Source organism: Conexibacter sp. W3-3-2, from assembly GCF_009707605.1.
In the GTDB taxonomy this organism is placed as follows: domain Bacteria; phylum Actinomycetota; class Thermoleophilia; order Solirubrobacterales; family Solirubrobacteraceae; genus Paraconexibacter; species Paraconexibacter algicola.
The window spans coordinates 2,077,257-2,100,084 of sequence record NZ_WLYW01000001.1; the positions used below are offsets into that span (position 1 = coordinate 2,077,257).

Here is a 22,828-nt window from a genome sequence, read left to right on the forward strand (position 1 = left end):
TCAGCTTTCGGGGAGGAGTTCGCAGAAGAAGCGGGCGTGGTCGGCCCGGCTCGGGCGGGGCCCGAGCAGGCCGAGGTCGGGCAGGCCGCCCTCGTACAGGAAGGCGGCCGGGGTCGGCTGCGGGCCGGGGATCGTCAGGTAGCTGCCGGGCGCCGCACCGACCCACGGGTTGGGGATCGTGTTCGACGTCGCGTTGAGGCTCGGCGGCTCGGGCAGCTTGCGGATCGGGGCGCGCGGCCCGTAGGCCGGCACCTGCACCGGGGTGAACGACACCGCCTCGCGCTCGTAGAGCCAGGCGAGCAGGTCGGTGGCGAGCGCCGCGTAGCCGGGATCGTTGGCGAGGTTGCGGATCTCGTACGGGTCGTTCCAGGTGTCGTACAGCTCGTACTCCTGGCGCTCGCGCAGCTCCGGTCCCGCGAAGTGCTGGTCGGCGACCGCGACGTAGCGGGCGAACTTGTAGCGGCCGTCGTAGATCGCGCGGATGTGGCTGTTCGTGGGGACCGCGGTGCCGACGTTCGTGATCGGGTACTCGTCGGTGCGGTAGAGCGTGTGATCGCGCGGGCCGCGCCGCTCGGGATGCTCGAGCGCCTCGACGAGCGACACGCCCCGCAGCCAGGGCCAGCGCGCCACCGGGTCGGCGGCGCCCGCGACCTCCAGCAGCGTCGGCACGAGGTCGACCGCCTCCCCGAGCGCGGCCGAGCGCCCGCCGCGCGGGAACCGCTTCGGGTAGACGACGGTGAACGGCACGCGGTTCTGCTCGTCGTACATCGTCGTGCCCTTGTTCTGCAGGCGGTGCGCCGAGCCCAGCTCGCCGTGGTCGGCGGTGCGGACGATCACGGTGTCGTCGAGCGCCCCGGCGTCCGCGACCGCGCGGATCGCGGCCCCGAGCATCTCGTCGGTCCCGACGATGAGGTCGTAGTAGACGTTCAGGTGGCCGCGGAAGTAGTCCGGGTCGTCCTGGGTGCCGCGCGGCGTGCCCGCGACGACCGCGGCGACCTCGCGGAAGCGCTGCTGGCTCGTCGGCTTGTCCGCGAGCGTCGGCTCGGCGTGGAAGGACGGCTCGAGCTGCGGGTCGTAGTCCGGCCGCTCCCAGTCGACGCGGAAGCCGCGCGGGTAGAACTGGATGTCGTGCGGGTTGAGCAGCGACAGCACGCACAGCCACGGCTGCTCGTCGTCGGCGTGCCGCTTCAGCCAGTCGACCGCCTGGCCGGTCCAGATCGGGTCGTTGGTGTACCCGTCGTTGTAGCCGCCGACGTCCGCGGGCGGGGAGATCGCGGAGTCGTCGAAGCCGTAGCCGGCGAGCGGGCTGCCCTTCGCGAGGTCGAGCAGCGCCTCCGGGTTGGTCGGCGGCTCGCCGGGGAACGAGAGGTGCCACTTGCCGAAGAACGCGGTGCGGTACCCGAGCTCCTTGAAGAGGTCGCCGATCGTGGGGATCGACGGGTCCATGGTGAACTGCGTGCCGAGCACGAAGGTCCCGTAGATCCCCCTGCTGCGGCGCGTACATGCCCGTCCAGAAGCACGCGCGCGACGGGGAGCAGGCCATCGAGGAGGCGTGGAAGCGGTCGATCCGCGTGCCGTTGGCGTCCATCCAGCAGCGCACCGGGGTCGGGAGGTGGTCCGGCAGGCGGTCCTGGTGGCGCTCCTGGTCGGTCATGAGGATCAGGACGTTCGGGCGCCGGCCCGCGGGCGCCGCCGCGGCGGAACCGGGGGCCGCGGCGGTCGCGAGGCCGCCGAGCGACGCGGCCGCCGCCAGCCGCGCACCGCCCGCGAGGAACCCGCGCCGGTCGGTGCTCATGCGGTCACCCGGTGCACCGCACCGGTGAGGTGGTCGACCGTGAACGCGCGCTCGCCGACGACCGCCAGGCCGCGGGGGGCGCCGCCGACCGCGCGCCGGCGGGGTCGCGGGCCGAGCACGACGACCTGCCCGGCGCCGCCCACGACCGCCAGGCGACGGCCGCGGCGCGTGTAGCCCACGGCCGCCGGGAGCGGCCCGGCGGCCAGTCGCCGGACGGTGCCGCGGCGCAGGTCGATCTCGCTGACCCGGTCGGCGTCGGGGCCTGCGTGGGTGAGCAGCAGGCGGCGGCCGTCGGGGGCGAGCGCGAGCCGCTCGGGCCGGGGCGGTGTCGCCAGGCGGCGCGTGAGGCGCCCGCTGCGCAGGTCGATGCGGACGACCTCGTCCTGGGCGGCGAGCGCGACCCAGGCGGCGCGGCCGTCGGCGGTCACCGCGAGCCCGCGCGGCACGAGCCCGAGCTCGTGTCGCGCGAGCACGGCCGTGCCGTCGGCGTCGAGGACGTGGAGGGTCCCCTCCTGCTCCCCGCCGACGACGACGAGCCGCGCGCGGCGGCCGGTGGTGAAGGTCGCGGCCCCCGGAGCGGGACCGACGTCGGTCCGGCGCAGCGTCCGAGCTGCGACGGGGTCCACCATCACGAGCCCCGGCTGGTCCCACGCAGCCGTGCTCACCGCGATCCGTCGCCCGTCCGGCGACACCGCGACCTCCACCGGTTGTCCGCCCACGTCGACGAGGCGGTCGGCGCGTCCTCCGCGGCCGACCAGCGCGATCGTGCGGCGGCGGTCGTGCGCGACGACGAGCGTGCGGCCGTCGCGCGAGGCGGCGATCGCGACCCCGCGGCGCACGGTCACCGAGCGGGCGGCGACGATCGTGGCGGGCGCCGTGGGCGCGGCGGCGGGCGCGACCGCCGGGGCGGCGAGCAGGCCGGTCGCGCCGGCGACGGCGGCGCCGAGCGCCTCGCGTCGCGTGCTGCTCATCGCGTCCGGCCGGCCATCGGGCCGAGCTCGCAGAGCATCCGCGCCCGGTGCAGGGCGCGGGCCTCGGCCAGGGCCCGCGACTCGTCCGCCGTCTGCGGCAGCCGGTCGCCGCCGACGCCGTCGTAGACGCGGGCGAGCAGGTGCGGGTCGCCGAACGGCAGCTGCACGTACGCGCCGGGCACGCCCTCGACCGGGGACGGCGGGTTCTCCTTGGTCTGGTCGCCGATCGACGGGCGGCCGATCGGGTCGGGGCGGATCGGCTCGATCAGCGACGGCGGCCCGCTGAGCGGCACCTCGACGGGGCCCAGGCGCTCGCGCTCGAGGTCGTTCAGGACGGTGAGCAGCTCGTCCAGGAGCGGCGTGTAGGCCGGATCGCGGGCGAGGTTGCGCAGCTCCAGCGGGTCCTCGCGCAGGTCGTAGAGCTCGTACTCCTGGTCCTCGGTGCGCTCGGTCTGGGGCTTGCCGGTCATCGCGACGTAGCGCGCGATCTTGAAGCGCCCGGAGAGCGCGGCGCGGACGTGACGCCGCCACGCCTTGCCCTGTCCGGCGAAGTCCTGCGGCGACCAGACCTCGTCGCAGGTGCTGACCGTGAACTCCTTGCCGCGCGCCCCGACCGGGTCCTGCAGGGCGGGGACGAGCGAGCGGCCGCGCAGCCACGGGTAGCGGTTGACGGGGTCGGCGACCCCGGCGAGCTCGAGGCACGTGGGCACGAGGTCGACGGCCTCGGCGAGCGCGGGCGTGCGCGCGCCCTGGACCGCCGGGAACCGCTTCGGGTAGGAGATCGACAGCGGCATCCGCAGCTGCTCGTCGTAGATCATCGGTCCCTTGCCGACGGCGCGGTGCGAGCCGGCCATCTCGCCGTGGTCGGCGGTGCGGATGACCACGGTGTCGTCGAACCCGCCCGAGTGGTGCAGGGCCTTCATGATCGCCGCGTAGTTGTCGTCGGTGTTGACGATCAGGTCGCAGTAGGTGTTGATCAGCCGCTTCCACGTGGCGGTGTCGTCCGGCTTGACCTTGCCGCGGACGAGCGCCGCGCCCCCGTCGTACTGGGCGTGGACGCGCGGCTTGGAGCGCACGTCGTCCTCGAAGTTCGGGGGCAGCTGCACCTCCCAGTCGGGCCGGGTGACGTCGGCGGTGAAGCCGCGCGGGAAGTACGCGATGTCGTGCGGGTTCAGCAGCGAGACGACGCAGAACCAGGGCTGGTCGCCGCCCCCGTGCTCCTTGAGCCAGTCGACGCCCTGCTTCGTCCAGACCGGGTCGTTGTAGATGCCGTCGTTGTAGCCGGCGGGCTCCAGCGAGGTGGAGATCTCGGAGTAGTCGAAGCCGTACGGCGCGAGGTAGTTGTTGCGCAGCGTGTCGAGCGGTCCCTCCGGCAGCGAGGTGCCGACCATGCTGAGGTGCCACTTGCCGAAGAACGCGGTGGTGTACCCCTGCTCCTTGAGCAGGTCGGCGATCGTCGGGATCCGCGGGTCGAGCGAGAACTGCCAGCTCTGCAGGAAGTTCCCGAAGATCCCGTTCTGCGGCACGTACATGCCGGTCCACATGCAGGCGCGGGCGGACGAGCACTGCACGGCGGAGTGGTGGAACCGCTCGAAGGTGACGCCGTGGCTGTCGATCCAGTCGCGCGCGGGGAGCGGCAGGTCGGGCGTCCACTGCGGCGCGCGCTCCTGGTCGCACATGACGATGAGGATGTTCGGCTTGCGCGTCGGGGTCTGGGCCCCGGCGCTCGCCTGCCCGAGGGCGGCGGCGGTGAGGGCCGCGGCGCCCGCGGCGCCGAGGCCTCCCGGCGGGTGGTGCGGGACATCAGCGGGGACCCTTCGTGAGCGGGACGGCGGTGAGCAGGCCGGTGTCGCCGTCGACGGCGATCCCCCGGCGTCCGGCGACGGCGACCGCGCGGGGCGCGCCACCGGGGCGCGCGCGACGGCGGTGGCGGCCGCTGCGCAGGTCGAGCACCGAGACGGTGCCGTCCCCGGCGTTGGCGACGAGCGCGACGGTCCCGCGCGCGTCGACGGCGACCCCGGCCGGGTCGGCGCCGGTGCGCAGGGTCCGCAGGGCGCGGCCGCGGACGAGGTCGACGAGCGTGACCCCGGTCGCGCCGTAGCCGTCGTGGGTGACGAGGGCGCGGGTGCCGCGCGCGGCGAGCGCGAGCTCGGAGGGGAACGGGGACGTCGCGATCCGGCGCAGGACGCGGCGGCGGCGCAGGTCGACGAGCAGGAGCGCCGCGCCGGTGTGGTCGGTGACGGCGGCGCGGCGGCCGTCGGGCAGCAGCGCGACGGCGCGCGGGCGACCGCCGAGCGCGATCGGCCCCTCGACGGCGCCGTCGGCGAGCGTGACGCGCAGCAGCCCCTCCTCCCCGGCGACCCAGGCGTGCCGTCCGTCAGCGGTGACGGCGAGGGCGCGCGGCGCGGCGCCGACGTCGACGCGGTCGGTCGCGGTGCCGATGAGGTCGACGAGCACGAGCCCGGGGCGGTCGTGCGCGGCGGTGAGCACGAGCGCGGTGCGGCCGTCGGGGGTGAGCGTGAGCGCGAGCGGCGAGCCCCCGACGTCGCGCGCCGGACCGCGGACGAGGTCGCGCACGCGGACGCGGCTGATCGTGGTGGCGCCGGCATCGGCGGTCCAGGCGCTGCGCGCGCCGGGCGCGAGCGCGATGGCGCTCGTGCGGGTGCCCGGGGCGGTCGGCGTGCACGGCGCGGTGTCGGCCGCGCGGGCGACCCCGTCGAGCAGCGATCCGGACGCGGCCCACCCGGCCGCGCCCGTCATCGCTCCGAGCACGAGGGAGCGTCGCGTGCTCCCCGACGGCGTGGACGCGCCGCTCCCCGACTCTGCTGACCCCTGCTCCCGCACCACGGAACCTCCGCTTCTCCACCGCGCTGATGACGCGGTGTCGCAGACCTTCCCAGCTTGATGACGCGCTGTCAATAGCGCTACTGTGGCGAGCGATGAGCGCCCCCGTGCACCGCACCCGACCCCGGCAGACGCCCGAGCAGACGCGCAGCCAGATCGTGCTGGCGATGCTCGAGCTGCTCCGCGAGCAGCCGTTCCGCGAGATCGGGGTCGAGACGGTCATGCGGCGGACCGGCCACTCGCGGACGGTCTTCTACCGCCACTTCGAGGACATCCCCTCGCTCGTGCTCGCGGTCATCACCGAGGTCGGCGGGGAGCTCGTCGAGGTCGGCGCCGACTGGGCCGCGGTGGAGCGCACCTCCCCCGCCGAGGCGCGCGCCCGGCTCGAGCGGTTCGTGGACTTCTACGTGCGCCACGGCCCGGTCGTGCGCGCGATCGCCGCCGCCGCCCACCACGACGCGACCGTCGACGCCGCCTACGGGCAGATGGTCGAGGGCTTCATCGCGATGACGACGCAGGCGATCGAGGCCCGCATCGCCCGCGGCGAGCTCGAGCCGCTCGACGCCCCGGAGGTCGCGCGCGCCCTGGTGCGGATGCTCAACGGCTACCTCGGCGACGCCCTCGGGCAGGAGCCCTTCACCGACCGCGAGCGCGTGCTCGAGACGGTCTGGACGATCTGGACGAGGACCCTCTACGGCGGAGCGAGCGCATGACCCCGAAGGACCGCATCAAGCGCCGGCTCGTGCCCCGGCTGATCGTGACCCTGTCGACCGTCGACGCCCACCGGCGGCTGCTCGCGCGGCTGCGCCGGGCGCGCGGCGGGCGCGGCACGGTCGACCTGTACGTCGCCTTCGACGACCCGTACAGCGCGGTCGCGACGCTCGGCCTCGCCGCCCGGACGGCCGGCCGCCCCGCGGACGTGCGCGTCCACCCGGTCGTCGCCCGCGGGATCCCCGGCGACCCGGCCGCCGAGGCCAAGCGCACCTACGCGGTGACCGACGCCCGGCGCCTCGCGGCCCGCGACGGGCTGACCTTCACGCGCACCACGACCGTCGCCCCCGCCGCGGCGGCGTTCCTCGCCCGCTGGACCGCCGCCGCGCCCGACGGCGCCGCCCGGCTCGCGTTCGCGGCCGACGCCATGCGACGGCTGTGGTGCGAGGACGTCGAGCCGACCCCCGACGCGTACGCGGACCTCCATGTCGCGCACCTCGGCCCGCCGCCGGCGGCGGCGACCGAAGCGCTCCCCGCCGAGTCGGTCATGCGGCGGCGCGGCCTCTACGACACGCCGATCGCGGTCGTCCACGGGCAGTGGTTCTTCGCCCACGAGCGACTGCCGCAGATCGAGCACCGCCTCGACGAGCTCGGCTGGAGGGCCACCGCATGACGACCGTCCGCTTCTTCTTCTCGTTCCGCAGCCCGTACTCGTACCTCGCGGCACCGCGTGCGTTCGAGCTCGCGCGGCGCCACGACGTCGAGATCGACGTCCGCGGCGTCCTGCCGATGGCGATGCGCGGCCAGTCGGTGCCGCTGCCCAAGCGGCTGCACACGCTGCGCGACGCCAAGCGCGAGGCCACGCGCCTGGGCCTGCCGTTCGGTCGCGTGCACGACCCGATCGGGGACGGCGCGGTCCGCTGCCTGCGGGTCTCCGAGCACGCGCGGGACGTCGGGCGGATCGAGCCGTTCGTGCTGACCGCCAGCCGCGCGATCTGGGGCGAGGCCGTCGAGGTCGCCTCCGACGAGGGCCTGCGCGCGGTCTGCGAGCGCGCCGGCCTGGAGTGGGCGGCGTGCCGCGCGGCGATCGACGACCCGGCGATGCAGGCGCGGGTCCAGGCCAACACCGACGAGCTCGCCGCCCTGGGCATGTGGGGCGTGCCGGTGTTCACGCTGGGCGACGAGTGCTTCTGGGGCCAGGACCGGCTCGAGGACCTCGAGGCGGCGCTGACCGCCGGCGCCGTCGCCTGACCGGCCGCCGCCGCTCAGCCGGGGCCGAGGTTCTCCACGGCGGGCGGCCGCCAGCGCCCGTCGAGCGCTTCGGGGGCGGGCCCGTAGAGCCGCAGGTTCAGGCGGAAGGTGCCGGGTGGCGAGGGCAGCCAGTTGACGTCGGGCGCCGTCGGTCGCGTCCGCGCGATCTCGATCACGACCGAGCCGTCGGGCCGGGTCCGCAGCGGCGGGTGGCTCGGGCCGATCGAGTAGAGGTCGTCGGGGTTGTCGACGAGGTAGCCGTCGGCGTCGTACATCGTCAGTGACCAGAAGAACCGCGCGGGCGGGATCCGGTCGGGCGTGAAGGTCAGCCGGTAGCGGTTGAGGCCCAGGAAGGGGAGTCCGAGGCCATCGGTGACGCCCGCGGGGTAGGTCGCCTCCTCGGGCGTGTTGGCGCCCAGGCCGAGCGCGGCGATCAGCGCGCGGTCGCGGTAGGCGGTGCCGAACGCCCCGGTGTTCGCGGGCGGCGTGTACCAGCCGTCGGTGCGCTGGGCGGCGAGCAGCGCGTCGAGCCGGGAGGTCGACGTCAGCGTGCGGGCCGACAGCTCGATGCCGGCGAAGAGCGCGGCGCGGGTGGCGGGGTCGAGCTTGGCCGCCTCGGGCGAGCGGCCCGGCCCGATGCCGTAGGGCGCGAGGCGACGCAGCAGCGGCCGGTCGCGGTCAGGCGGTGGGCTCTCCTCCATCGCGCGGTTGAGCGCGGCGACGAAGCCACCGCCGTCGGTCGGGGTGGGGAAGCTGCCCGGGTCGCCGGGGCGGCAGTCGGTCGCGAAGCGGCGCGCGGTGCCGTCCAGGCGCGACAGCCGGTAGCGCTGCATGAGCGCGAACGCCCGCGCCTGGTCGGCCCGGTCGGTGGCGAGCGTGCGCCCGATGATCCACACGCGGCGGTGCGGGGAGGTGACGACGCGGGTGAACGTGCGGCGCCCGACCTTGCCGGGCTTCTGCGCCCAGCGGACGAGGATGCGCCCGGCCCGGCCCCCCGTCCTCGCGCGTGCCGGGGGTCGCGATGACGTTCGTGTACGGGTCGAGCATCGCGAAGCTGAAGTAGCGCGTGCCCATCGCGGGGTGGCGCAGGACGATCGGGCCCTTGCCGAGGTCGAGGTGCGCGATCGAGTAGAGCGTGTCGGTGTTCGGCGCGACGACGGTGCGGGCGGAGGCGTCGGCGAAGACCGGGACGTTGGAGAACGCGTTGACGGGGGCGTTGCCGCGCTCGTCGGGGCAACGGACGCTCGTCATCTCGCGGCGGACGCGCAGGAACTCCAGCAGCGGGAAGCCGTACTCGTGGGCGGCCTGTCCGACGGCGAGCGCGGCGACCGGGTTGGGCGCACCTTCGCGGTCGGCCTGCCGCGCCGGAGCGGTGGCGGCGGCCCCGAGCAGAACGGCGACCGCGGCGAGCGTCGCACCGATTCCCCGTGTCATGCCCCGAGACGCTAGCGGCCATGCGCGGACCGCGGCGCCACCGGACGATCTCGGGCAGCTAGTCCGGACACACTGTAGGATCGCGGCGATGCCCGATCCCGTCGTCACGACGACCGTCCACGAGGGCGTCGCGTCGGTCACGCTGAACCGCCCCGACGCGATGAACGCGATCACCGTCGCGCTCGCCCGCGAGCTCGAGGCCGCGCTGCGCGACGCCGCCGCAGGCGCCGACGTCATCGTCGTGCGGGGCGCCGGGGACCACTTCTGCGTCGGCGGCGACTACAAGGAGCTCACCCGCCTGCAGGCGCAGGGCCCCGCGGCGATGCGCGAGCTGTTCGAGGCGTTCGGCGCCGCGACCGCGCTGATCGCCACCCTGCCGGTGCCGGTGATCGCCGCCGTCCAGGGCAACGCGATGGCCGGCGGCTTCGAGCTGCTGCAGGCGTGCGACATGGCGATCGTCGCCGATGACGTGCGCCTGGCCGACAACCACGCGAACTTCGCGATGGTGCCCGGCGGGGGCGGCTCGCAGCGGCTGCCGCGGCTGATCGGCCGCCAGCGCGCGCTCGCCCACATCCTCACCGGCGCGCGGATCGGGGCGGCGGAGGCGGTCGCCCTCGGGCTCGCGCTGCGCGCCGTCCCCCGGGCCGAGCTCGACGCCGCCGCGGGCGAGCTGGCCGCCACGCTCGCCGCGAAGGACCGCACCGCGCTCGCCCGCACCAAGGCGCTCGTGCACGAGGGCCTCGCGCTGCCGCTCGACGAGGGCCTCGCGCTGGAGCGCCGCCGCGTCGTCGAGCACCTGACCTCACCGGACGCGATGGACGCGTTCACCACGAAGGGATGACCCGATGACCGACGAGCCCCCCGTCCTGCTGGAGGTCCGCGACGGCGTCGCGCACCTCACGCTCAACCGCCCCGAGCAGTCCAACGCGCTGAACGCCGCGCTGCTCGAGCAGCTGCTCGAGATCGTCGGCCGCCTGCGCGGCGACCGCGACGTGCGCGTCGTCCTGCTCACCGGCGCCGGCAAGAACTTCTGCGGCGGCGGCGACGTCGTCGAGTTCGCCTCCAAGGGCGAGCAGCTCCCCGACCATCTCGTCGTGCTCACCGAGCAGCTCGGTCGCATCGCCGCCGGGCTCGTCGGCCTCGACGTCCCGGTGATCGCCGCGATCCAGGGCGCCGCGACCGGGGGCGGCGGCCTCGGGCTCGCCTGCGCCGCGGACATCGTCGTCGCGGGCGAGTCGGCCCGCTTCATGGTCGCCGCGACGCGGGTCGGCATGGCCCCCGACGCCGGGATGACGTTCACCCTCCCCCGCCTCGTCGGGCTGCGCGGGGCGCTCGACCTCGCGCTCACCAACCCGCTGCTGAGCGCCGCCGAGGCGAAGGAGCTGGGGCTCGTCGGGCGCGTCGTGCCCGACGACGCGCTCGCCGACGAGGCCCTGGCGCTCGCGACGAAGCTCGCGCGCGGCCCGCGCGACTCGCAGGCCGAGACGAAGCGGCTGATGTGGGCCGGGGCGGGCGCCGCGTTCGGCGCGGTCCTCGACGACGAGGCGGCGACCGTCTCGCGGCTGTCCGGGAGCGCCGACGCCCGCGAGGGCCTCGCCGCGGTGATCGAGCGTCGCCGCCCGGAGTTCTCGTGAGCGGCGTGCCGGACCTCGCGGCGTGGGGCCGCGCCTGGAGCGCCGACGAGCCCGACGCCCTGCTCGCCCTCTACGCCCCGGACGCGGTCTACACCGACGTCGGCTCCGATCTCGTCTTCCACGGCCACGACGAGCTGCGCGCGTTCTTCGCGTTCATGCTGCGGTTCTCGCCCGACGGGCTGATCGAGTTCCACGAGGCCTACGGCGACGATCGCGGCTTCGCGTCGCGGTGGACCTGGTCGGGCACGGCGGCCGGGAAGCTCAAGGTCCGCGACCGCGTCTACCCCGCGACGGGCCGGCGGTTCTCCGTCCCGGGCGTCGCGTACTGCACGACCACCCCCGACGGCCTGCTGGCGACCCACGCCGACTACTGGGACATGCATGCCGTCCTGCACCAGCTGGAGCTGACATGACGACGACCCGACGCTTCGACGGCCGCCGCGCCCTGGTCACCGGGGGCAGCCGCGGCATCGGCGAGGGGATCGCCCGCCGCCTGGCGGCCGAGGGCGCGCACGTGATCGTCGCCGGTCGCTCGCTCGGCCCCGCGCAGGAGGTCGCCGGGGAGATCGGCGGCAGCGCCGTGCAGATGGACATCTCCGACGCGGAGGCGACGATGGCCGCGGTCGCGGCGCTCGGCCCGCTCGACGTCCTCGTCAACAACGCGGGCTTCGACGACTTCGCCTACTTCACCGACACGACCCCGCAGCAGTGGCGGGCGCTGCTGGGCACGAACCTCGAGGGCATGTTCGCCTGCACGCACGCGGCGCTGCCCGCGATGCAGCAGGCCGGCTACGGGCGGATCCTCAACATCGGCTCGGAGGCGGGACGGATCGGCTCCAAGGGCAACGCGGTCTACGCGACGACGAAGGCCGGGATCATCGGCTTCAGCAAGTCGATCGCGCGCGAGAACGCCCGCTACGGCATCACCTGCAACACGCTGGCGGTCGGGCCGATCGACACGCCGCTGACCGACGCGGCCCGCGCGGTCCCGGTGCACGGCGAGAAGATGGTGCAGGCGATGAAGGACGGCACGCTGCTGCGACGCCTCGGGACGACCGAGGAGGTCGGGGCGGCGGCGGCGTTCCTCTGCGCCGAGGAGGCGTCGTTCGTGACCGCGGAGTGCCTCGGGGTCAGCGGCGGGATGGGGATCAGCGCCTGAGCGCGCCCCGCGCGCTCACAGCCCGACGGCGTCGCGACCCTTGTCGACGAGGTCGTAGCTGAGGACGGCCCAGACGACGACGCCGGCGAGCACGATGCCCCCGACGGAGGTGACGCCGGCCACGACCGGGCGGCGCTTGGCCTCCTCCCAGGCCGCCTGGCCCTTCTCCTGGAACTCGTCGAAGATCTTCTCGGCGAAGCGGAACTCCCACGACCAGATCCACAGGCCGAGCAGCATCGGCGGGATCGTCAGCGGTCCGGGCAGCACGACGAGCGCGAGCCCGAGCGCGATGCAGAGCAGCCCGGCGACGAAGACGCCGACGAGGTAGGCGTGCCGCGTCGCGGGGTTCTCGCGCAGCCGGCCGCGCCATCCGCCGGGGCGGGTGCGGGCGTGGTCGAGTCCGGGTTCCTCTCCGTGCATCGCCTCAAGCCTGACGGAAGCGGATGACGTGCTGCGAGCGATCCTCGACGATGCGGCCGTCGGCGAGGAGCAGGTCGAGGTGTCCGAGGACCTCCGACAGCGTCAGGAACGCCTGCGTGATCGCGACCTCCCCCCACTTCGCGGTCGCGATCTCGTGCGCGCTCATCGGGCCGTCGGTGAGGATCGCGTGGAAGTCGTCGGCGCGCCGCTCGTGCGCGCGCAGCCGCTCGTCGACGAGCGCCCGGTGGTCGACGACGGGGCCGCCGTGACCGCCGAGGGCGAGCGCGAGGTCCTGCTCGCGCGTGGCGCGCAGCGACTCCCGGTACTGCAGGAGCGGGGTCGGGCGCGGCCGGGCGCCCTCCCACGGGCCGAACGGCAGGCCCATCGGCCGGGCGATGAGCGCGTTGGAGGAGATGTCCTTGAGCAGGTGGTCGCCCGCGATGAGGATCCGCGCCGACGGCTCGAGGAGGGTCGTGTCCGACGGCGAGTGGCCGGGCCGCCACGCCACCTCGAACGCGCGCCCGGCGAGCGTCACGGTCTCGCCCGCGCGGACGGTGCGGTCGACGCGGGCGGGGGCGCCCCAGCCGCGCACGAGCGCGGCGACGGCGTGCAGCGCCTCGGCGACGTGCGCCTCGACGCCGTGGCGCGACATGAGCAGGAAGGCGTCGTCGTCGTCCTGCTGGGCGAAGGCGTTCCAGTCGGCGAGGACGGGCTCGAGCAGGTCGAGGCAGACGATCTCCGCCCCGGCGCGGCGCGCGACCTCGCCGGCGAGGCCGATGTGGTCGATGTGCTGGTGGGTGACGAAGACGACGTCGAGGTCGGTGATCGCCCAGCCGTGCGTGGCGAGCCCCTGCTCGAGGCCGCTGAGCGCGGTGGCGGAGTTCGGTCCGGCGTCGACGAGCGCGAGCCCGTCGCCCTCGATCACGTAGGTGTTGACGTCCCCGATCGCGAACGGCGTGGGGACGGGGATCCGGTGCAGCCCCGCCTCGGCGGCGGTCTGCAGCGCGGCGTGCGCGTCGTCGTCCAGGGCCGGGGCGCTCATGGAGGCAGTCTAGGTGGGGTCGGGGATCGCCAGCGTGGCGGTGAGAACGTGGGTCAGCGCGTCGGCGAGCGCCGCCGGGTCCGCGTCCGGCGGGGCGGTCGCGACGGTGCGCTCGGTCATCCAGGCCAGGGCGGCGCCGGTCTCGGCGGCGGGCGGCCCGTCCGGGATGGTGCCCGCGGTCCGTCCGGCCCGGACGAACCGCGCGATCGCGCGGGCGTAGTCCTGGACCGCGCTGGTGTAGGCGGCGGCGAGCGACGGCTCGGTGGTGGCCGCGTCGGCGGTGGCGCGCAGGACCGCGCGCTCACCGGTGTAGGCCTGCAGCAGCGCGGCCATCGACGCGCGGACGTCGGCACGGGTGGCCTGCGCGCCGCGGGCCAGCCACGAGCGCTGGGCGGCGTAGAGGCGGTGGAGCGTGTCGGCGCTGAGCGCGTGCAGCATCGCCGGGCGGTCCTCGAAGTACTTGTAGAACGTCGAGCGGGAGATGCCCGCGTGGGTGCAGAGCCGCCCGACGCTGAGGTCGCCGGCGGGCGTCCCGTCGGCGGTGAGCGCGACGAGGGCCTCGCGCAGCAGCGCCCGCACCTCGTCCTCCCCGTATGCCTTGCCCTGTCCCATCCGGGCGCATCGTCGCAGGTCGACACAACTTCGGACAGCCTGTACGATGTTGCCATGTCCACCGTCGCCCCCACCCCCACCGGCATCTTCACCGAGGATCACGCCGCCCTGCGCGAGTCGATCCGGTCCTTCATGGACCGCGAGGTCGTCCCCCACGTCGAGGCGTGGGAGGAGACGACGTTCCCCGACGCGATCGTCCGCCGCATGGGCGAGCTCGGCTTCCTCGGCCTGTCGATGCCCGAGGAGTACGGCGGCCAGGGCGGCGACTACTTCTGCAACCTCGTGCTCGCCGAGGAGGTCGCGCGGGCGGGCAGCGGCGGGTTCCTCATGGGCCTCTCCGTCCACACCGACATGGTCATGCCCCCGCTGCTGGAGTTCGGCACCGAGGAGCAGAAGCGCGAGTACCTGCCGCGCGGCATCGCCGGGGAGAGCATCTACGCCCTCGGGATCACCGAGCCCGACGCGGGCTCCGACGTCGCCTCGATCAAGACGCGGGCGGTGTACGACGCGGCCACCGACGAGTACGTCATCAACGGCTCGAAGACCTACATCACCAACGGGCACCGCGCCGACATGATCTGCCTGGTCACGAAGACCGACCCGGACGCCGGCTACGCGGGCTTCACCCTCTTCCTCGTCCCGATGGACGCCCCCGGGGTCATCCGCGAGCAGAAGCTGCAGAAGATGGGCATGCACGCCTCCGACACCGCGCTGCTCGCCTTCCAGGACGTGCGCGTGCCCGCCAGCGCGATCCTCGGCGAGAAGGGCAAGGGCTTCCAGCACATCATGTGGGAGCTGCAGGCCGAGCGCTGCATCGCCGCCGCCGGCTGCCTCGCCTACGCCCAGTACGCCTTCGACGCGACGCTGGAGTACGCGAAGGAGCGCCGCACCTTCGGCCAGCAGCTCGGCACCCACCAGGCGATCCGCCACAAGTTCGCGCAGATGGCGACGGAGCTCGAGGCCACCCGCAAGCTCATCTACGCCACGGCCGCCGACTACGCGGCCGGCGCGTACAACGTCCGCGAGATCTCGATGGCCAAGCTCAAGGCCACGCAGGTCGCCTGGGAGGTCGCCGACCAGTGCGTCCAGATCCACGGCGGCGCCGGCTACATGAAGGAGTACCCCGTCGAGCGCGTCATGCGCGACATCCGGCTCTACCGCATCGGCGCCGGCGCCGACGAGATCATGCTCGACGTGATCGGCAAGAGCTACGGGCTGTAGGCCGCCCGGCGCTCACGGCGCGGCGGCCGCGAGCCGCCGCGCCGCGCGCTCGACGAGCTTGAACTTCTGGACCTTGCCGGTCGGCGTCGTCGGCAGGTCGGCGGCGTCGACGAGCAGCACGTGCTTGGGGACCTTGAACCGCGCGAGGCGCTCGCGGCAGAGCGCGAGCACGGCGTCGACGTCGACGGCGACCCCGGGCTCGGGGACGACCCAGGCGCAGCCCACCTCGCCCCAGCGCTCGTCGGGGACGCCGACCGCGTAGACCTGGCTGACGCCCGCGACGGTCGCGACCAGCTCCTCGACCTCCTTGGGCATGACGAGCTCGCCGCCGGACTTGTAGAGCTCCTTCGTGCGGCCGGTCAGGACGAGGTAGCCGTCCGGGTCCACGCGCCCGAGGTCGCCGGAGTGCACCCAGCCGTCGCGCAGCGCGCCGGCGGTCAGCCCGGGCTCGTCCCAGAAGCCGCGCATGTGCGTCGGGCCGGTGGAGATGAGCTCGCCCTCCTCCCCCGTCCGGCCGGCGGGTGCCGTCCAGCGGGTCCACCGTCGCGTAGACGCACAGGTCGCCGCCGGCGTCCGCGATCCCGGCGACGCCGGCGCGCTTCGGCCGTCCGACCGTGGTGGTGTGCCGCTCGGTCGGGTCCTCGGGCAGCGTCATCGTCATCGCGCCGCCGCACTCGGTCATCCCGTAGCCGGTGGTGATCTCGGTGATGCCGAGCTCCCGCGCGCAGCGCTCCCACAGCCACGCGGGGCCGGGCGCCGCCCCGGAGAGGAGCGCGAAGACGCTGGAGAGGTCGGTCGTGCGGCGGTCGGGGTGCTCGAGCAGCGCGATCGTCATCGTCGGCACGCACAGCACCTCGGTGGCGCGGTGGCGGGCGATCGCCGCGTAGTGGTCGGCGGGGTCGAACGCGGTCCGCGGCACGATCGCGCCGCCGACGAACATCGTCGCGATCAGGCCCTCGACGTAGCCGAACATGTGGTAGCAGGGCAGCGAGAAGAGGATCCGCCGGGCGTCCTCGAACGCGCGGGTCAGCGCCGAGGCGTAGCCGGTGCGCTGCACGGCGTCGTGGGTGACCATGACGCCCTTGGGCGAGCCGGTCGTGCCCGAGGTGTAGAGGATGTCGCCGATGTCCTGCGGGCGGCGCAGCGGGCCGTGGTCGGTGGGCTGCTCGGCCCCGAGCCGCTCGAGCCCGGCGACGGTGAGGACCTCGCCGCGGCCGGTGCCGTCGAGCAGCACGACGCGCTCGAGGTCGGGCAGCTCGGCGGTCGGGCCGCGCTCCCAGCCGGGGGCGATCGCGTCGAGCATCGCGGCCTGGTCCAGGCCCGCGAAGCGCGCCATCGTGATCAGCACGCGGCAGCGCGACTGGCGCAGCACGAACGCGAGCTCGTCCTGGCGGTAGAGGAAGTTGAACGGGATCGCGACGGCGCCGGCCCGCGCGATGGCGAACTTCAGCGGCGCGAACTCGACGTGGTTGGCCATCAGCAGCCCGACGTGGTCGCCGGGCCGGACGCCGAGCGCGGTCAGTCCGTCCGCCAGCCGCCAGGCCCAGTCGCGGGCCTGGGCGTAGGTGACGGTGTGCTCGTCGGTGATGACGAGGGGCCGGTCGGGGAACTCGCGGGCCGCGTCGTCGAGCAGGCCGTCGAGGGTCCGTGGCCGCCACGCCGGGTGCCGGGCCTCCAGCGCGGCGCGGCGGTCGTCGATGCTCGGCACGGTCGCGTCCATGCGACGACCGTAACACTTCGGGCGCCCTGTTCGGACGGCATGTCCGAAGCGGGGACCGGCGCCGGGTCAGCGCGCCGCGACGTACAGCGTGCCCCAGATGACGTCCGCGAGCCCCGTCGCGATGGCGTCGAGCTGCTTGGGCGTCGCGCCCTGCGCGCGCTGGAGCGTCGTGCGCTCGATCATCCAGCTGAGCGCGGTCGCCGTCTCGGCCGGGTGGACGTCGCGGATCGTGCCGTCCTTCTGCCCGCGCTGGATGAGCTTGCGGACCGCGCCGACGAAGCCGTCGACGCTCTCCTGGTACATCTCGCCGACCTCGGGGTCGTAGACGGCCGTCTCGGCGACGGCGCCCATCACGACCTCGTTGGCCTGGAACGCCTCGAGCAGGCCGCGCATCGCGGTGCGGACGTCCTCGTAGGTGACCTCGCCGCGGTTCTCGAACCAGGCCTGCGCGCCCTCGTAGAACGTGTGGAGGGTCGAGGCGCCGATCGCGCGCAGCAGCGCGCCCTTGTCCTCGAAGTAGACGTAGAAGGTCGAGCGGGCCATCCCCGCCTCGGCGACGAGCCGCTCGACGCTGAGCTCGGTGAAGCGCTCGCCGTCGACGACGAGCTTCGTGATCGCCTGGCGCATCCGCTCCTCGATGTCGGACTTGCGGTCCGCGCGGGCGGCCTTGGAGCGGCGGGTGGTCGACGGCATCAGCTCATCGTACAGGCTGTCCGGACACGAACTCAGTCGGCGCCGGGATCGCGCCAGCGCAGGAAGGAGGGGTCCAGCAGCTTGTGGAGGCCCCCCTCGGGCAGCCACGCGAGCGTCTCGAGCTCGAGCGCGTCGAGGAAGCCGACCTGCCCGGTGCGCAGGTCCTCGATCCGCAGGCGCGGGTCGTTGCCCTCGCGGTCGATGCTCAGCCGCACCGAGGCGAACTCGCTCTCGACGACGTCGTCCGGGGGGCCGGCCATCAGATCAGGAACGCGAGGGTGTGCAGCGGACGCTCGTTGTCGACGAGCACGACCTTCTTGCGCGCCATCCGCAGCCCGTCGGGCGTGTCGCGCAGGACGTAGGTGGTCCGCCCCGCCCACAGGACGGTGCCGCGCTCGCGGGCCTCGCAGACCAGGACGTTGGCGCCCACGTGGACGTCGTCGGGCAGCTCCGGGTGCGCCTCGAGCAGCTCGACGTTGGAGACGATCCGCCGCAGGTCCGAGCGCGGGATCTGCGCGTGACGCTTGCCGGTGTGCAGCTGCTTGATGCGGGTGGCGATGCGGGCGCGGTTGTCGTAGAGCACCGACATCTGCCGCGTCGGGTCGATGTCGGCCCCGTTGGCGGGGACCCAGTAGATCGCGTCGTCGGTCCAGAGGGCCTCCCACGCGTCGTACTCGTGCTCGTCGGCGTAGCGGGCCTCGCGGTAGACGAACTGCTCGACGGCCTTGAGGAGCTCGAGGTCCAGGGCGGTGGACACGGTCTCAGTCCTCCATCAGCTCGCGGTAGTGGCGCCAGATGCCGCGCTGCGGGACCTCGTCGGTCGCGTCGCCGATCAGGAAGCCGTTCTCGTCGCGACGCTCGCGGTGGGTGCCGCGCTTGATCTGCAGCCACTCCGGCGAGCGCGCCTGGACGCCGCGCTGGTTGCGCTCGTACATCTCGGTGTCGTCCGCGAGCAGGAAGCCGGCGGGCCCGACGGAGCCGATCGTCTGCTGCAGCAGCCGCCGGTTCATGTCGTCGCAGCCGGGGAACTGCACGGCGGTCACGTGCTGGACCGTCTCGTCGACGGCCGTGGGCTGGATCACGAACAGCTGGATCTCGGCGATGAACAGGTTCGGGAAGAGCATCACGTGCGGGGCGCCGTCGATCAGGATCTCGCGGGCGCCGTCGACCCCGTGCCTCGCCTCCATCTGCGCGACGTAGTCGGGCACCTTCTCGGGCCTCGTGCCGAACCAGCCCAGCGGCTGGCCGATGCGGCGGAACTCGGGGCGCAGGTCGTTCTCGGTGTGCCCCCCGCCGAGGTCGCGGCTGACCGCCGTCGACTTCTCCCCGTACAGGTCGCCGATGCCGCTCTTGGCGACGCTGAAGATCGAGGAGTGCACGAACTGCGGGTGGTACCCGTCGGTCTCGTTCTCCAGCAGCATCTTCCAGTTGGCCTTGGCCTCGTGCTGCAGCCAGCCGGCGGTCAGGGCGACCTCGCCCGTCGGCGAGAGGGCGACGAGCCGGTCGAAGGCCTCCGCGGCGGCACCCAGGTGCTCCATCAGGGACGGTCCGTCCTCCGCGAAGGAGCCGAAGACGAAGCCCTGGTGGACGCCGATCCGGGGCACGCGGCCGAGCCCGAGGTCCTTCTTGGCCTCGCGCCCGCCGTAGCCGGAGTTGAACGGGTACCCGAGCAGCTGCCCGGTGTTGGAGAACGTCCAGCCGTGGTAGGGGCAGCGAAACGCGGAGGAGTTGCCCTTCGCCGCGTCGCACACGAGGTTCGCGCGGTGGGTGCAGCGGTTGAGCAGCAGGTGGATCTCGCCGCTCTTGTCGCGGCTCATGATGATCGGCTGCGGGCCGATCGACTTCACCACGTAGTCGTTGGGCTCCGGGATCTCGCTGACGTGCCCGACGTAGACCCACGTCCGGTACCAGATGCGCTCGAGCTCGGCGGCGTAGACCGCGGGGTCGGTGTAGAGCGACCCGTGGACGCGGTCGTGCTCGATGAGCGCGTCCCAGTCCGGCGTCTGGCGTTCAGCGATGCTCATGGCCACGACGATACCAGATGTCCGGACAGACTGTCCGATCTTGTCGGGACGCCGCCGGCGCCGGTTCAGACGCCGCCGAACCGCGGCGGGCGGCGCTCCCCGAAGGCGCGCACCCCCTCGACCGCGTCGGCCGTGCGGCTGCACGCGAGCATCGCGTCGACCTCCCGCGCGTAGTGCTCGCGCATCGGCGTCTGCGCCGCCGCGCGCAGCAGGGCGCGGGCGTGGCCGAGCGCGACCGTCGGTCCCGCGGCCAGCGCCGCGGCCACCTCGCGCGCCCGGTCGTCCAGCGCCTCGGCCGCCACGACCTCGGTCACGAGCCCGGCGCCGAGGGCCTCCTCGGCGTCGAGCACGCGCCCGAGCAGCAGCATCTCCTGCGCGAGGCGCAGTCCGACGAGCCGGGGCAACCACCACGAGGAGGCGCCGTCGCCGCTGAGCCCCAGCAGGTGGAAGCCGGTGGCGAAGCGCGCCTGCGGCGCGGCCAGGACGACGTCGGCGCACCACGCCAGGCCGAGGCCGCCGCCGGCGATCGGCCCCTGGACCGCGCAGACCACCGGGACGGGCAGCTCGGCGAGCCGCACCAGCGCGTCGTGGAACGGGGCCACCATCGCCGCCATCGCGGCCTCGAGGTCGTCGAGCGCGCCGGCGAAGTGCGCGAGGTCGCCGCCGACCGTGAAGGCGCGCCCCGTCGCGGTCACGAGGACCGCACGCGCGTCGGCGCCGGCGCGGGCCTCGAGCTCGGCCACGGCGGCGGCGAACGCCGTGACCCAGGCCGGGTCGATCGCGTTGCCGGCGTCCGGCCGGTCGAGGCGCAGCTCGGCCAGTCCGTCGGAGATCGTCAGGGCGATGCGGTCGGTGCTCACGACGCCAGCGTAGACGAGCGCGGACAATCCCGAACAAGTTGTCCGGCCTACTTGTCCGATTCTGGTAGGTTCGGCGCCCGTCACCCAGGCCGGAGGACCTGCCCGATGAGCACCGCCCAGACCACCGACGTCGACCTCGACGCCATCGACGTCCTCGACGCGCGCTGGTTCGCCGACGGCACGCCGCACGAGCTGTTCGCCCGCATGCGCGCCGAGGCTCCCGTGCGCTGGAACCCGCTGCCCGACGGCACCGGCTGCTGGTCGGTCACCCGCCACGCCGACGTGTCCGCGATCAGCCGCGACACCGAGACCTTCTCCTCCTACAAGGCCGGCATCTTCCTGCACCCCGACCAGGTCGTCGGCCTGGACCTGACGCGGAACCTGCTGCTCTACATGGATCCGCCGCAGCACACGAAGTACCGGCTGATCCTGCAGAAGGCGTTCACGCCGCACACCGTGCAGGCGCTCGAGGACGGCATCCGCGCCCGCGTGACGAAGACGCTCGACCGGATCGTCGAGGCCGGTTCCTGCGACGTCGTCGACGACATCGCCGTGCCGATCCCGCTGGGCGTGCTCACCGAGCTCATGGGCGTCCCCGAGGAGGACATCGCCGAGTTCTACACGTGGACCGAGGAGATCGAGGCCGCCCAGCGCGCCCCCGAGCCCAACGCCGCCGCCGAGGTCTTCGTGAAGATGGCCGGCTACCTGCACGGGCAGATCGAGCGGCAGGCCGCCGAGGGCAACGAGGACTCGCTCGTGATGAAGCTCCGCGCCGCCGAGGTCGACGGCGAGAAGCTCACGGACCCGGAGATCCTCGTCTTCTTCGGCCTGCTCGCGTTCGCGGGCAACGACACGACCCGCAACACGCTCGCCAACGGGCTGCACGCGCTGCTCGAGCATCCCGACCAGCTGCAGGAGCTCGTCGAGGACCCGTCGCTCATCCCGGGCGCCGTCGAGGAGATCCTGCGCTACACGAGCGTCGTGCGCTGGTTCGTGCGCACCGCGACCACCGACACGGAGCTCGGCGGGCAGTCGATCCGCGAGGGCGACCGCGTGGTCATGTGGTACGCCAGCGCCTCCTTCGACGACGAGGTGTTCGACGAGCCGACGCGCTTCGACATCCACCGCGTCAAGCCCGAGCACAAGGCGTTCGGCGGCGGCGGACGACACTTCTGCCTCGGCGCCGGCCTCGCCCGCGCCGAGCTGCGGATCGCGCTCGAGGAGATCACCCGGCGGCTGCGCGACCTCCAGCCCCCCGGCCCGGTCGAGCGCCTCCCCTCCTCCTGGGCCAACGGCCTCGTGCACTTCCCGGTGACGTTCACGCCCGGCGCGCGCGCCGGCGACACCGCGGCCTGAGCGCCGCGGGCGCGGCCGCCGCTCAGGCGGCCGCGAGCAGGGCGTCGGCGACCGCGGCCGCGGCCGCGTCGACGCCGCCGGCCAGGCGCCGGGAGGACTCGGCGCGGCGGTAGTAGAGCTGCGCGTCGTGCTCCCAGGTGGCGCCGACGCCGCCGTGGATGAAGATGTTCTCCGGTGCGGCGTAGCGCAGGGCGTCGTCGGCGGCGACGCGGGCGGCGTTCGCCGCGAGCGCGAAGCCGTCGCGGTCGTGCGACCACGCCTCCCCCGCGGCGACGAGCAGCGAACGGGCGCCCTCGACGAGCCGCAGCATCTCGACGATCTTGTGCTTGATCGCCTGGTAGGAGCCGATCGGCCGCCCGAACGCGACGCGGTCGACGGCGTAGTCGCGCGCCATCCGCATCGCCGCGTCCGCCGCGCCGACCGCCTCGGCCGCCAGCAGCGTCCGCTGCAGGTCCACGCCGTCACGGCCGCGGCCCGCGGGCAGCTCCAGCCGGGTCCCCGCGGCGGTGCGCAGGACGACGTCCGCGACCGCCCGGGTGCTGTCGTAGGCGCGCTTGCCGGCGACGACGACGCCGTCCGCGCCGGCCTCGACGACGAGCAGGGTGTCGCCGCAGACCACGACGAGGACGTCGGCGCCGTCGGCGTCGAGCACCCCGGTGACCGCGCCGGAGGCGAAGTCGCCGTCGAGGCTGATCGCCCCGGGCCGGTCCCCGGCGCCGCCGTCGACGAGCGCGGCCCGACGCTCGCCCCGGGCCAGCGCGCCCCGCAGCTGCGCGTCGGCGCCGGCCGCCTCGAGCAGCGCGGTCGCGGGCAGGTGGCCGAGCAGCCGCGCGTCCGCCAGCCGTCCGCCGCAGGCCTCGAGGACGAGCAGCGCCTCGTAGGCACCGAGGCCGACGCCGTCGGCGTCCTCGCCGGTGAGCAGGCCGGTCCAGCCGGCCTCCGTGCCGGTCGGCCACAGGACGGGATAGACGGCGTCGTCGAGCGCCTCGCGGGCGGCCTCGACGGTGGCGTGGCGGGCCAGGGCGTCGAGCGCGGCCTCGCGCAGGAAGGTCTGCTCGTCGGTCAGGGGGAGGTACACGGC

24 protein-coding genes and 2 pseudogenes are annotated in these 22,828 nt (G+C 74.3%); 9 read left to right on the plus strand and 17 right to left on the minus strand.

The features are described from left to right. The 4 genes from GKE82_RS10220 to GKE82_RS30700 all read right to left on the minus strand — a co-directional run bounded on the left by GKE82_RS10220 (window position 1) and on the right by GKE82_RS30700 (window position 5,538). Window positions 1-1,467 carry a sulfatase-like hydrolase/transferase gene (locus tag GKE82_RS10220; protein WP_154733201.1) on the minus strand — a complete coding sequence of 489 codons (1,467 nt, stop codon included), beginning with the start codon at window positions 1,465-1,467 and terminating at the stop codon, window positions 1-3. Window positions 1,468-1,791: 324 nt separating this feature from the next. Next, a complete protein-coding gene (locus GKE82_RS10230; RefSeq protein ID WP_154733202.1) occupies window positions 1,792-2,766 on the minus strand; it encodes a YncE family protein in 975 nt (324 codons plus the stop codon). Beyond that, window positions 2,763-4,673, minus strand: coding sequence for a sulfatase-like hydrolase/transferase (locus GKE82_RS29875; RefSeq protein WP_309233531.1), 1,911 nt, complete (start codon window positions 4,671-4,673; stop codon window positions 2,763-2,765). The genes GKE82_RS10230 and GKE82_RS29875 overlap by 4 nt, the downstream gene beginning before the upstream one ends. Continuing rightward, entirely contained in the window at window positions 4,570-5,538 is a 969-nt protein-coding gene (locus tag GKE82_RS30700) for a YncE family protein (protein WP_196189151.1), read from the minus strand. The genes GKE82_RS29875 and GKE82_RS30700 overlap by 104 nt, the downstream gene beginning before the upstream one ends. A gap of 167 nt (window positions 5,539-5,705) precedes the next feature. Between GKE82_RS30700 and GKE82_RS10240 the strand changes: the two genes are divergently transcribed. Genes GKE82_RS10240 through GKE82_RS10250 form a run of 3 tightly spaced genes read left to right on the plus strand, consistent with a single transcriptional unit; the run spans window position 5,706 to window position 7,572 of the window. Next, entirely contained in the window at window positions 5,706-6,323 is a 618-nt protein-coding gene (locus tag GKE82_RS10240; protein WP_107566837.1) for a TetR/AcrR family transcriptional regulator, read from the plus strand. Then, window positions 6,320-6,994: a hypothetical protein gene (locus GKE82_RS10245; RefSeq protein WP_154733204.1), complete on the plus strand. Its 675-nt coding sequence runs from the start codon at window positions 6,320-6,322 to the stop codon at window positions 6,992-6,994. Before GKE82_RS10240 ends, GKE82_RS10245 begins: the two co-directional genes overlap by 4 nt. Next, window positions 6,991-7,572: a 2-hydroxychromene-2-carboxylate isomerase gene (locus tag GKE82_RS10250; protein ID WP_107566839.1), complete on the plus strand. Its 582-nt coding sequence runs from the start codon at window positions 6,991-6,993 to the stop codon at window positions 7,570-7,572. The genes GKE82_RS10245 and GKE82_RS10250 overlap by 4 nt, the downstream gene beginning before the upstream one ends. A gap of 14 nt (window positions 7,573-7,586) precedes the next feature. Here GKE82_RS10250 and GKE82_RS10255 read toward each other — a convergent pair whose 3' ends face one another. After that, window positions 7,587-8,468 (minus strand): DUF1214 domain-containing protein, encoded by an 882-nt coding sequence (locus GKE82_RS10255; protein ID WP_309233532.1) that lies wholly within the window; start codon window positions 8,466-8,468, stop codon window positions 7,587-7,589. A gap of 148 nt (window positions 8,469-8,616) precedes the next feature. Beyond that, a pseudogene (locus GKE82_RS31375) lies at window positions 8,617-9,006 on the minus strand (DUF1254 domain-containing protein); the annotation flags it as partial. An 88-nt stretch (window positions 9,007-9,094) separates the two neighbouring features. On the opposite strand from GKE82_RS31375, the gene GKE82_RS10265 reads away from it, so the two are divergent. Genes GKE82_RS10265 through GKE82_RS10280 form a run of 4 tightly spaced genes read left to right on the plus strand, consistent with a single transcriptional unit; the run spans window position 9,095 to window position 11,799 of the window. Beyond that, a complete protein-coding gene (locus tag GKE82_RS10265; protein ID WP_107566841.1) occupies window positions 9,095-9,847 on the plus strand; it encodes an enoyl-CoA hydratase/isomerase family protein in 753 nt (250 codons plus the stop codon). Between the two features lie 4 nt (window positions 9,848-9,851). Beyond that, the gene (locus tag GKE82_RS10270) at window positions 9,852-10,640 is read left to right on the plus strand and encodes an enoyl-CoA hydratase/isomerase family protein (RefSeq protein ID WP_154733207.1); all 789 of its coding nucleotides are present in this window, start codon (window positions 9,852-9,854) and stop codon (window positions 10,638-10,640) included. 5 nt (window positions 10,641-10,645) lie between these two features. Beyond that, a complete protein-coding gene (locus GKE82_RS10275; protein ID WP_154733208.1) occupies window positions 10,646-11,053 on the plus strand; it encodes a nuclear transport factor 2 family protein in 408 nt (135 codons plus the stop codon). Then, complete coding sequence (locus GKE82_RS10280) at window positions 11,050-11,799, plus strand: SDR family NAD(P)-dependent oxidoreductase (RefSeq protein ID WP_154733209.1); 750 nt, start codon at window positions 11,050-11,052, stop codon at window positions 11,797-11,799. Before GKE82_RS10275 ends, GKE82_RS10280 begins: the two co-directional genes overlap by 4 nt. 15 nt (window positions 11,800-11,814) lie before the next feature. Here the strand turns inward: GKE82_RS10280 and GKE82_RS10285 are convergent, their stop codons facing one another. From GKE82_RS10285 to GKE82_RS30380, 3 genes are read right to left on the minus strand one after another with little or no spacing between them, the layout of a single operon-like run. Next, on the minus strand, window positions 11,815-12,219 hold the full coding sequence (locus GKE82_RS10285) for a PGPGW domain-containing protein (RefSeq protein WP_107566845.1): 405 nt from the start codon (window positions 12,217-12,219) through the stop codon (window positions 11,815-11,817). Between the two features lie 4 nt (window positions 12,220-12,223). Next, window positions 12,224-13,261, minus strand: a complete 1,038-nt coding sequence (locus tag GKE82_RS10290; protein WP_154733210.1) for an MBL fold metallo-hydrolase — start codon at window positions 13,259-13,261, stop codon at window positions 12,224-12,226. 9 nt (window positions 13,262-13,270) lie between these two features. Continuing rightward, on the minus strand, window positions 13,271-13,873 hold the full coding sequence (locus GKE82_RS30380; RefSeq protein ID WP_154733211.1) for a TetR/AcrR family transcriptional regulator: 603 nt from the start codon (window positions 13,871-13,873) through the stop codon (window positions 13,271-13,273). A gap of 54 nt (window positions 13,874-13,927) precedes the next feature. Between GKE82_RS30380 and GKE82_RS10300 the strand changes: the two genes are divergently transcribed. Continuing rightward, window positions 13,928-15,094, plus strand: a complete 1,167-nt coding sequence (locus GKE82_RS10300; RefSeq protein ID WP_154733212.1) for an acyl-CoA dehydrogenase family protein — start codon at window positions 13,928-13,930, stop codon at window positions 15,092-15,094. 12 nt (window positions 15,095-15,106) lie between these two features. Here GKE82_RS10300 and GKE82_RS28295 read toward each other — a convergent pair whose 3' ends face one another. The 7 genes and pseudogenes from GKE82_RS28295 to GKE82_RS10330 all read right to left on the minus strand — a co-directional run bounded on the left by GKE82_RS28295 (window position 15,107) and on the right by GKE82_RS10330 (window position 20,391). After that, entirely contained in the window at window positions 15,107-15,562 is a 456-nt protein-coding gene (locus GKE82_RS28295; RefSeq protein WP_255450921.1) for a class I adenylate-forming enzyme family protein, read from the minus strand. Between the two features lie 160 nt (window positions 15,563-15,722). Further along, window positions 15,723-16,814, minus strand: a pseudogene (locus GKE82_RS10305) (AMP-binding protein); the annotation flags it as partial. A 66-nt stretch (window positions 16,815-16,880) separates the two neighbouring features. After that, a complete protein-coding gene (locus GKE82_RS10310) occupies window positions 16,881-17,507 on the minus strand; it encodes a TetR/AcrR family transcriptional regulator (RefSeq protein ID WP_154733213.1) in 627 nt (208 codons plus the stop codon). 32 nt (window positions 17,508-17,539) lie between these two features. Then, entirely contained in the window at window positions 17,540-17,767 is a 228-nt protein-coding gene (locus GKE82_RS10315; RefSeq protein ID WP_107566851.1) for a hypothetical protein, read from the minus strand. Then, entirely contained in the window at window positions 17,767-18,264 is a 498-nt protein-coding gene (locus GKE82_RS10320) for an aromatic-ring-hydroxylating dioxygenase subunit beta (RefSeq protein WP_107566852.1), read from the minus strand. Before GKE82_RS10320 ends, GKE82_RS10315 begins: the two co-directional genes overlap by 1 nt. A 4-nt stretch (window positions 18,265-18,268) precedes the next feature. Beyond that, entirely contained in the window at window positions 18,269-19,531 is a 1,263-nt protein-coding gene (locus tag GKE82_RS10325) for a Rieske 2Fe-2S domain-containing protein (RefSeq protein ID WP_154733214.1), read from the minus strand. A gap of 65 nt (window positions 19,532-19,596) precedes the next feature. Then, a complete protein-coding gene (locus tag GKE82_RS10330; protein ID WP_158276567.1) occupies window positions 19,597-20,391 on the minus strand; it encodes an enoyl-CoA hydratase/isomerase family protein in 795 nt (264 codons plus the stop codon). Between the two features lie 105 nt (window positions 20,392-20,496). Between GKE82_RS10330 and GKE82_RS10335 the strand changes: the two genes are divergently transcribed. Beyond that, entirely contained in the window at window positions 20,497-21,747 is a 1,251-nt protein-coding gene (locus GKE82_RS10335) for a cytochrome P450 (RefSeq protein WP_154733215.1), read from the plus strand. A gap of 22 nt (window positions 21,748-21,769) precedes the next feature. Here GKE82_RS10335 and GKE82_RS10340 read toward each other — a convergent pair whose 3' ends face one another. Further along, window positions 21,770-22,825, minus strand: a complete 1,056-nt coding sequence (locus GKE82_RS10340; RefSeq protein ID WP_309233533.1) for an acyl-CoA dehydrogenase family protein — start codon at window positions 22,823-22,825, stop codon at window positions 21,770-21,772. Window positions 22,826-22,828: the final 3 nt, after the last annotated feature.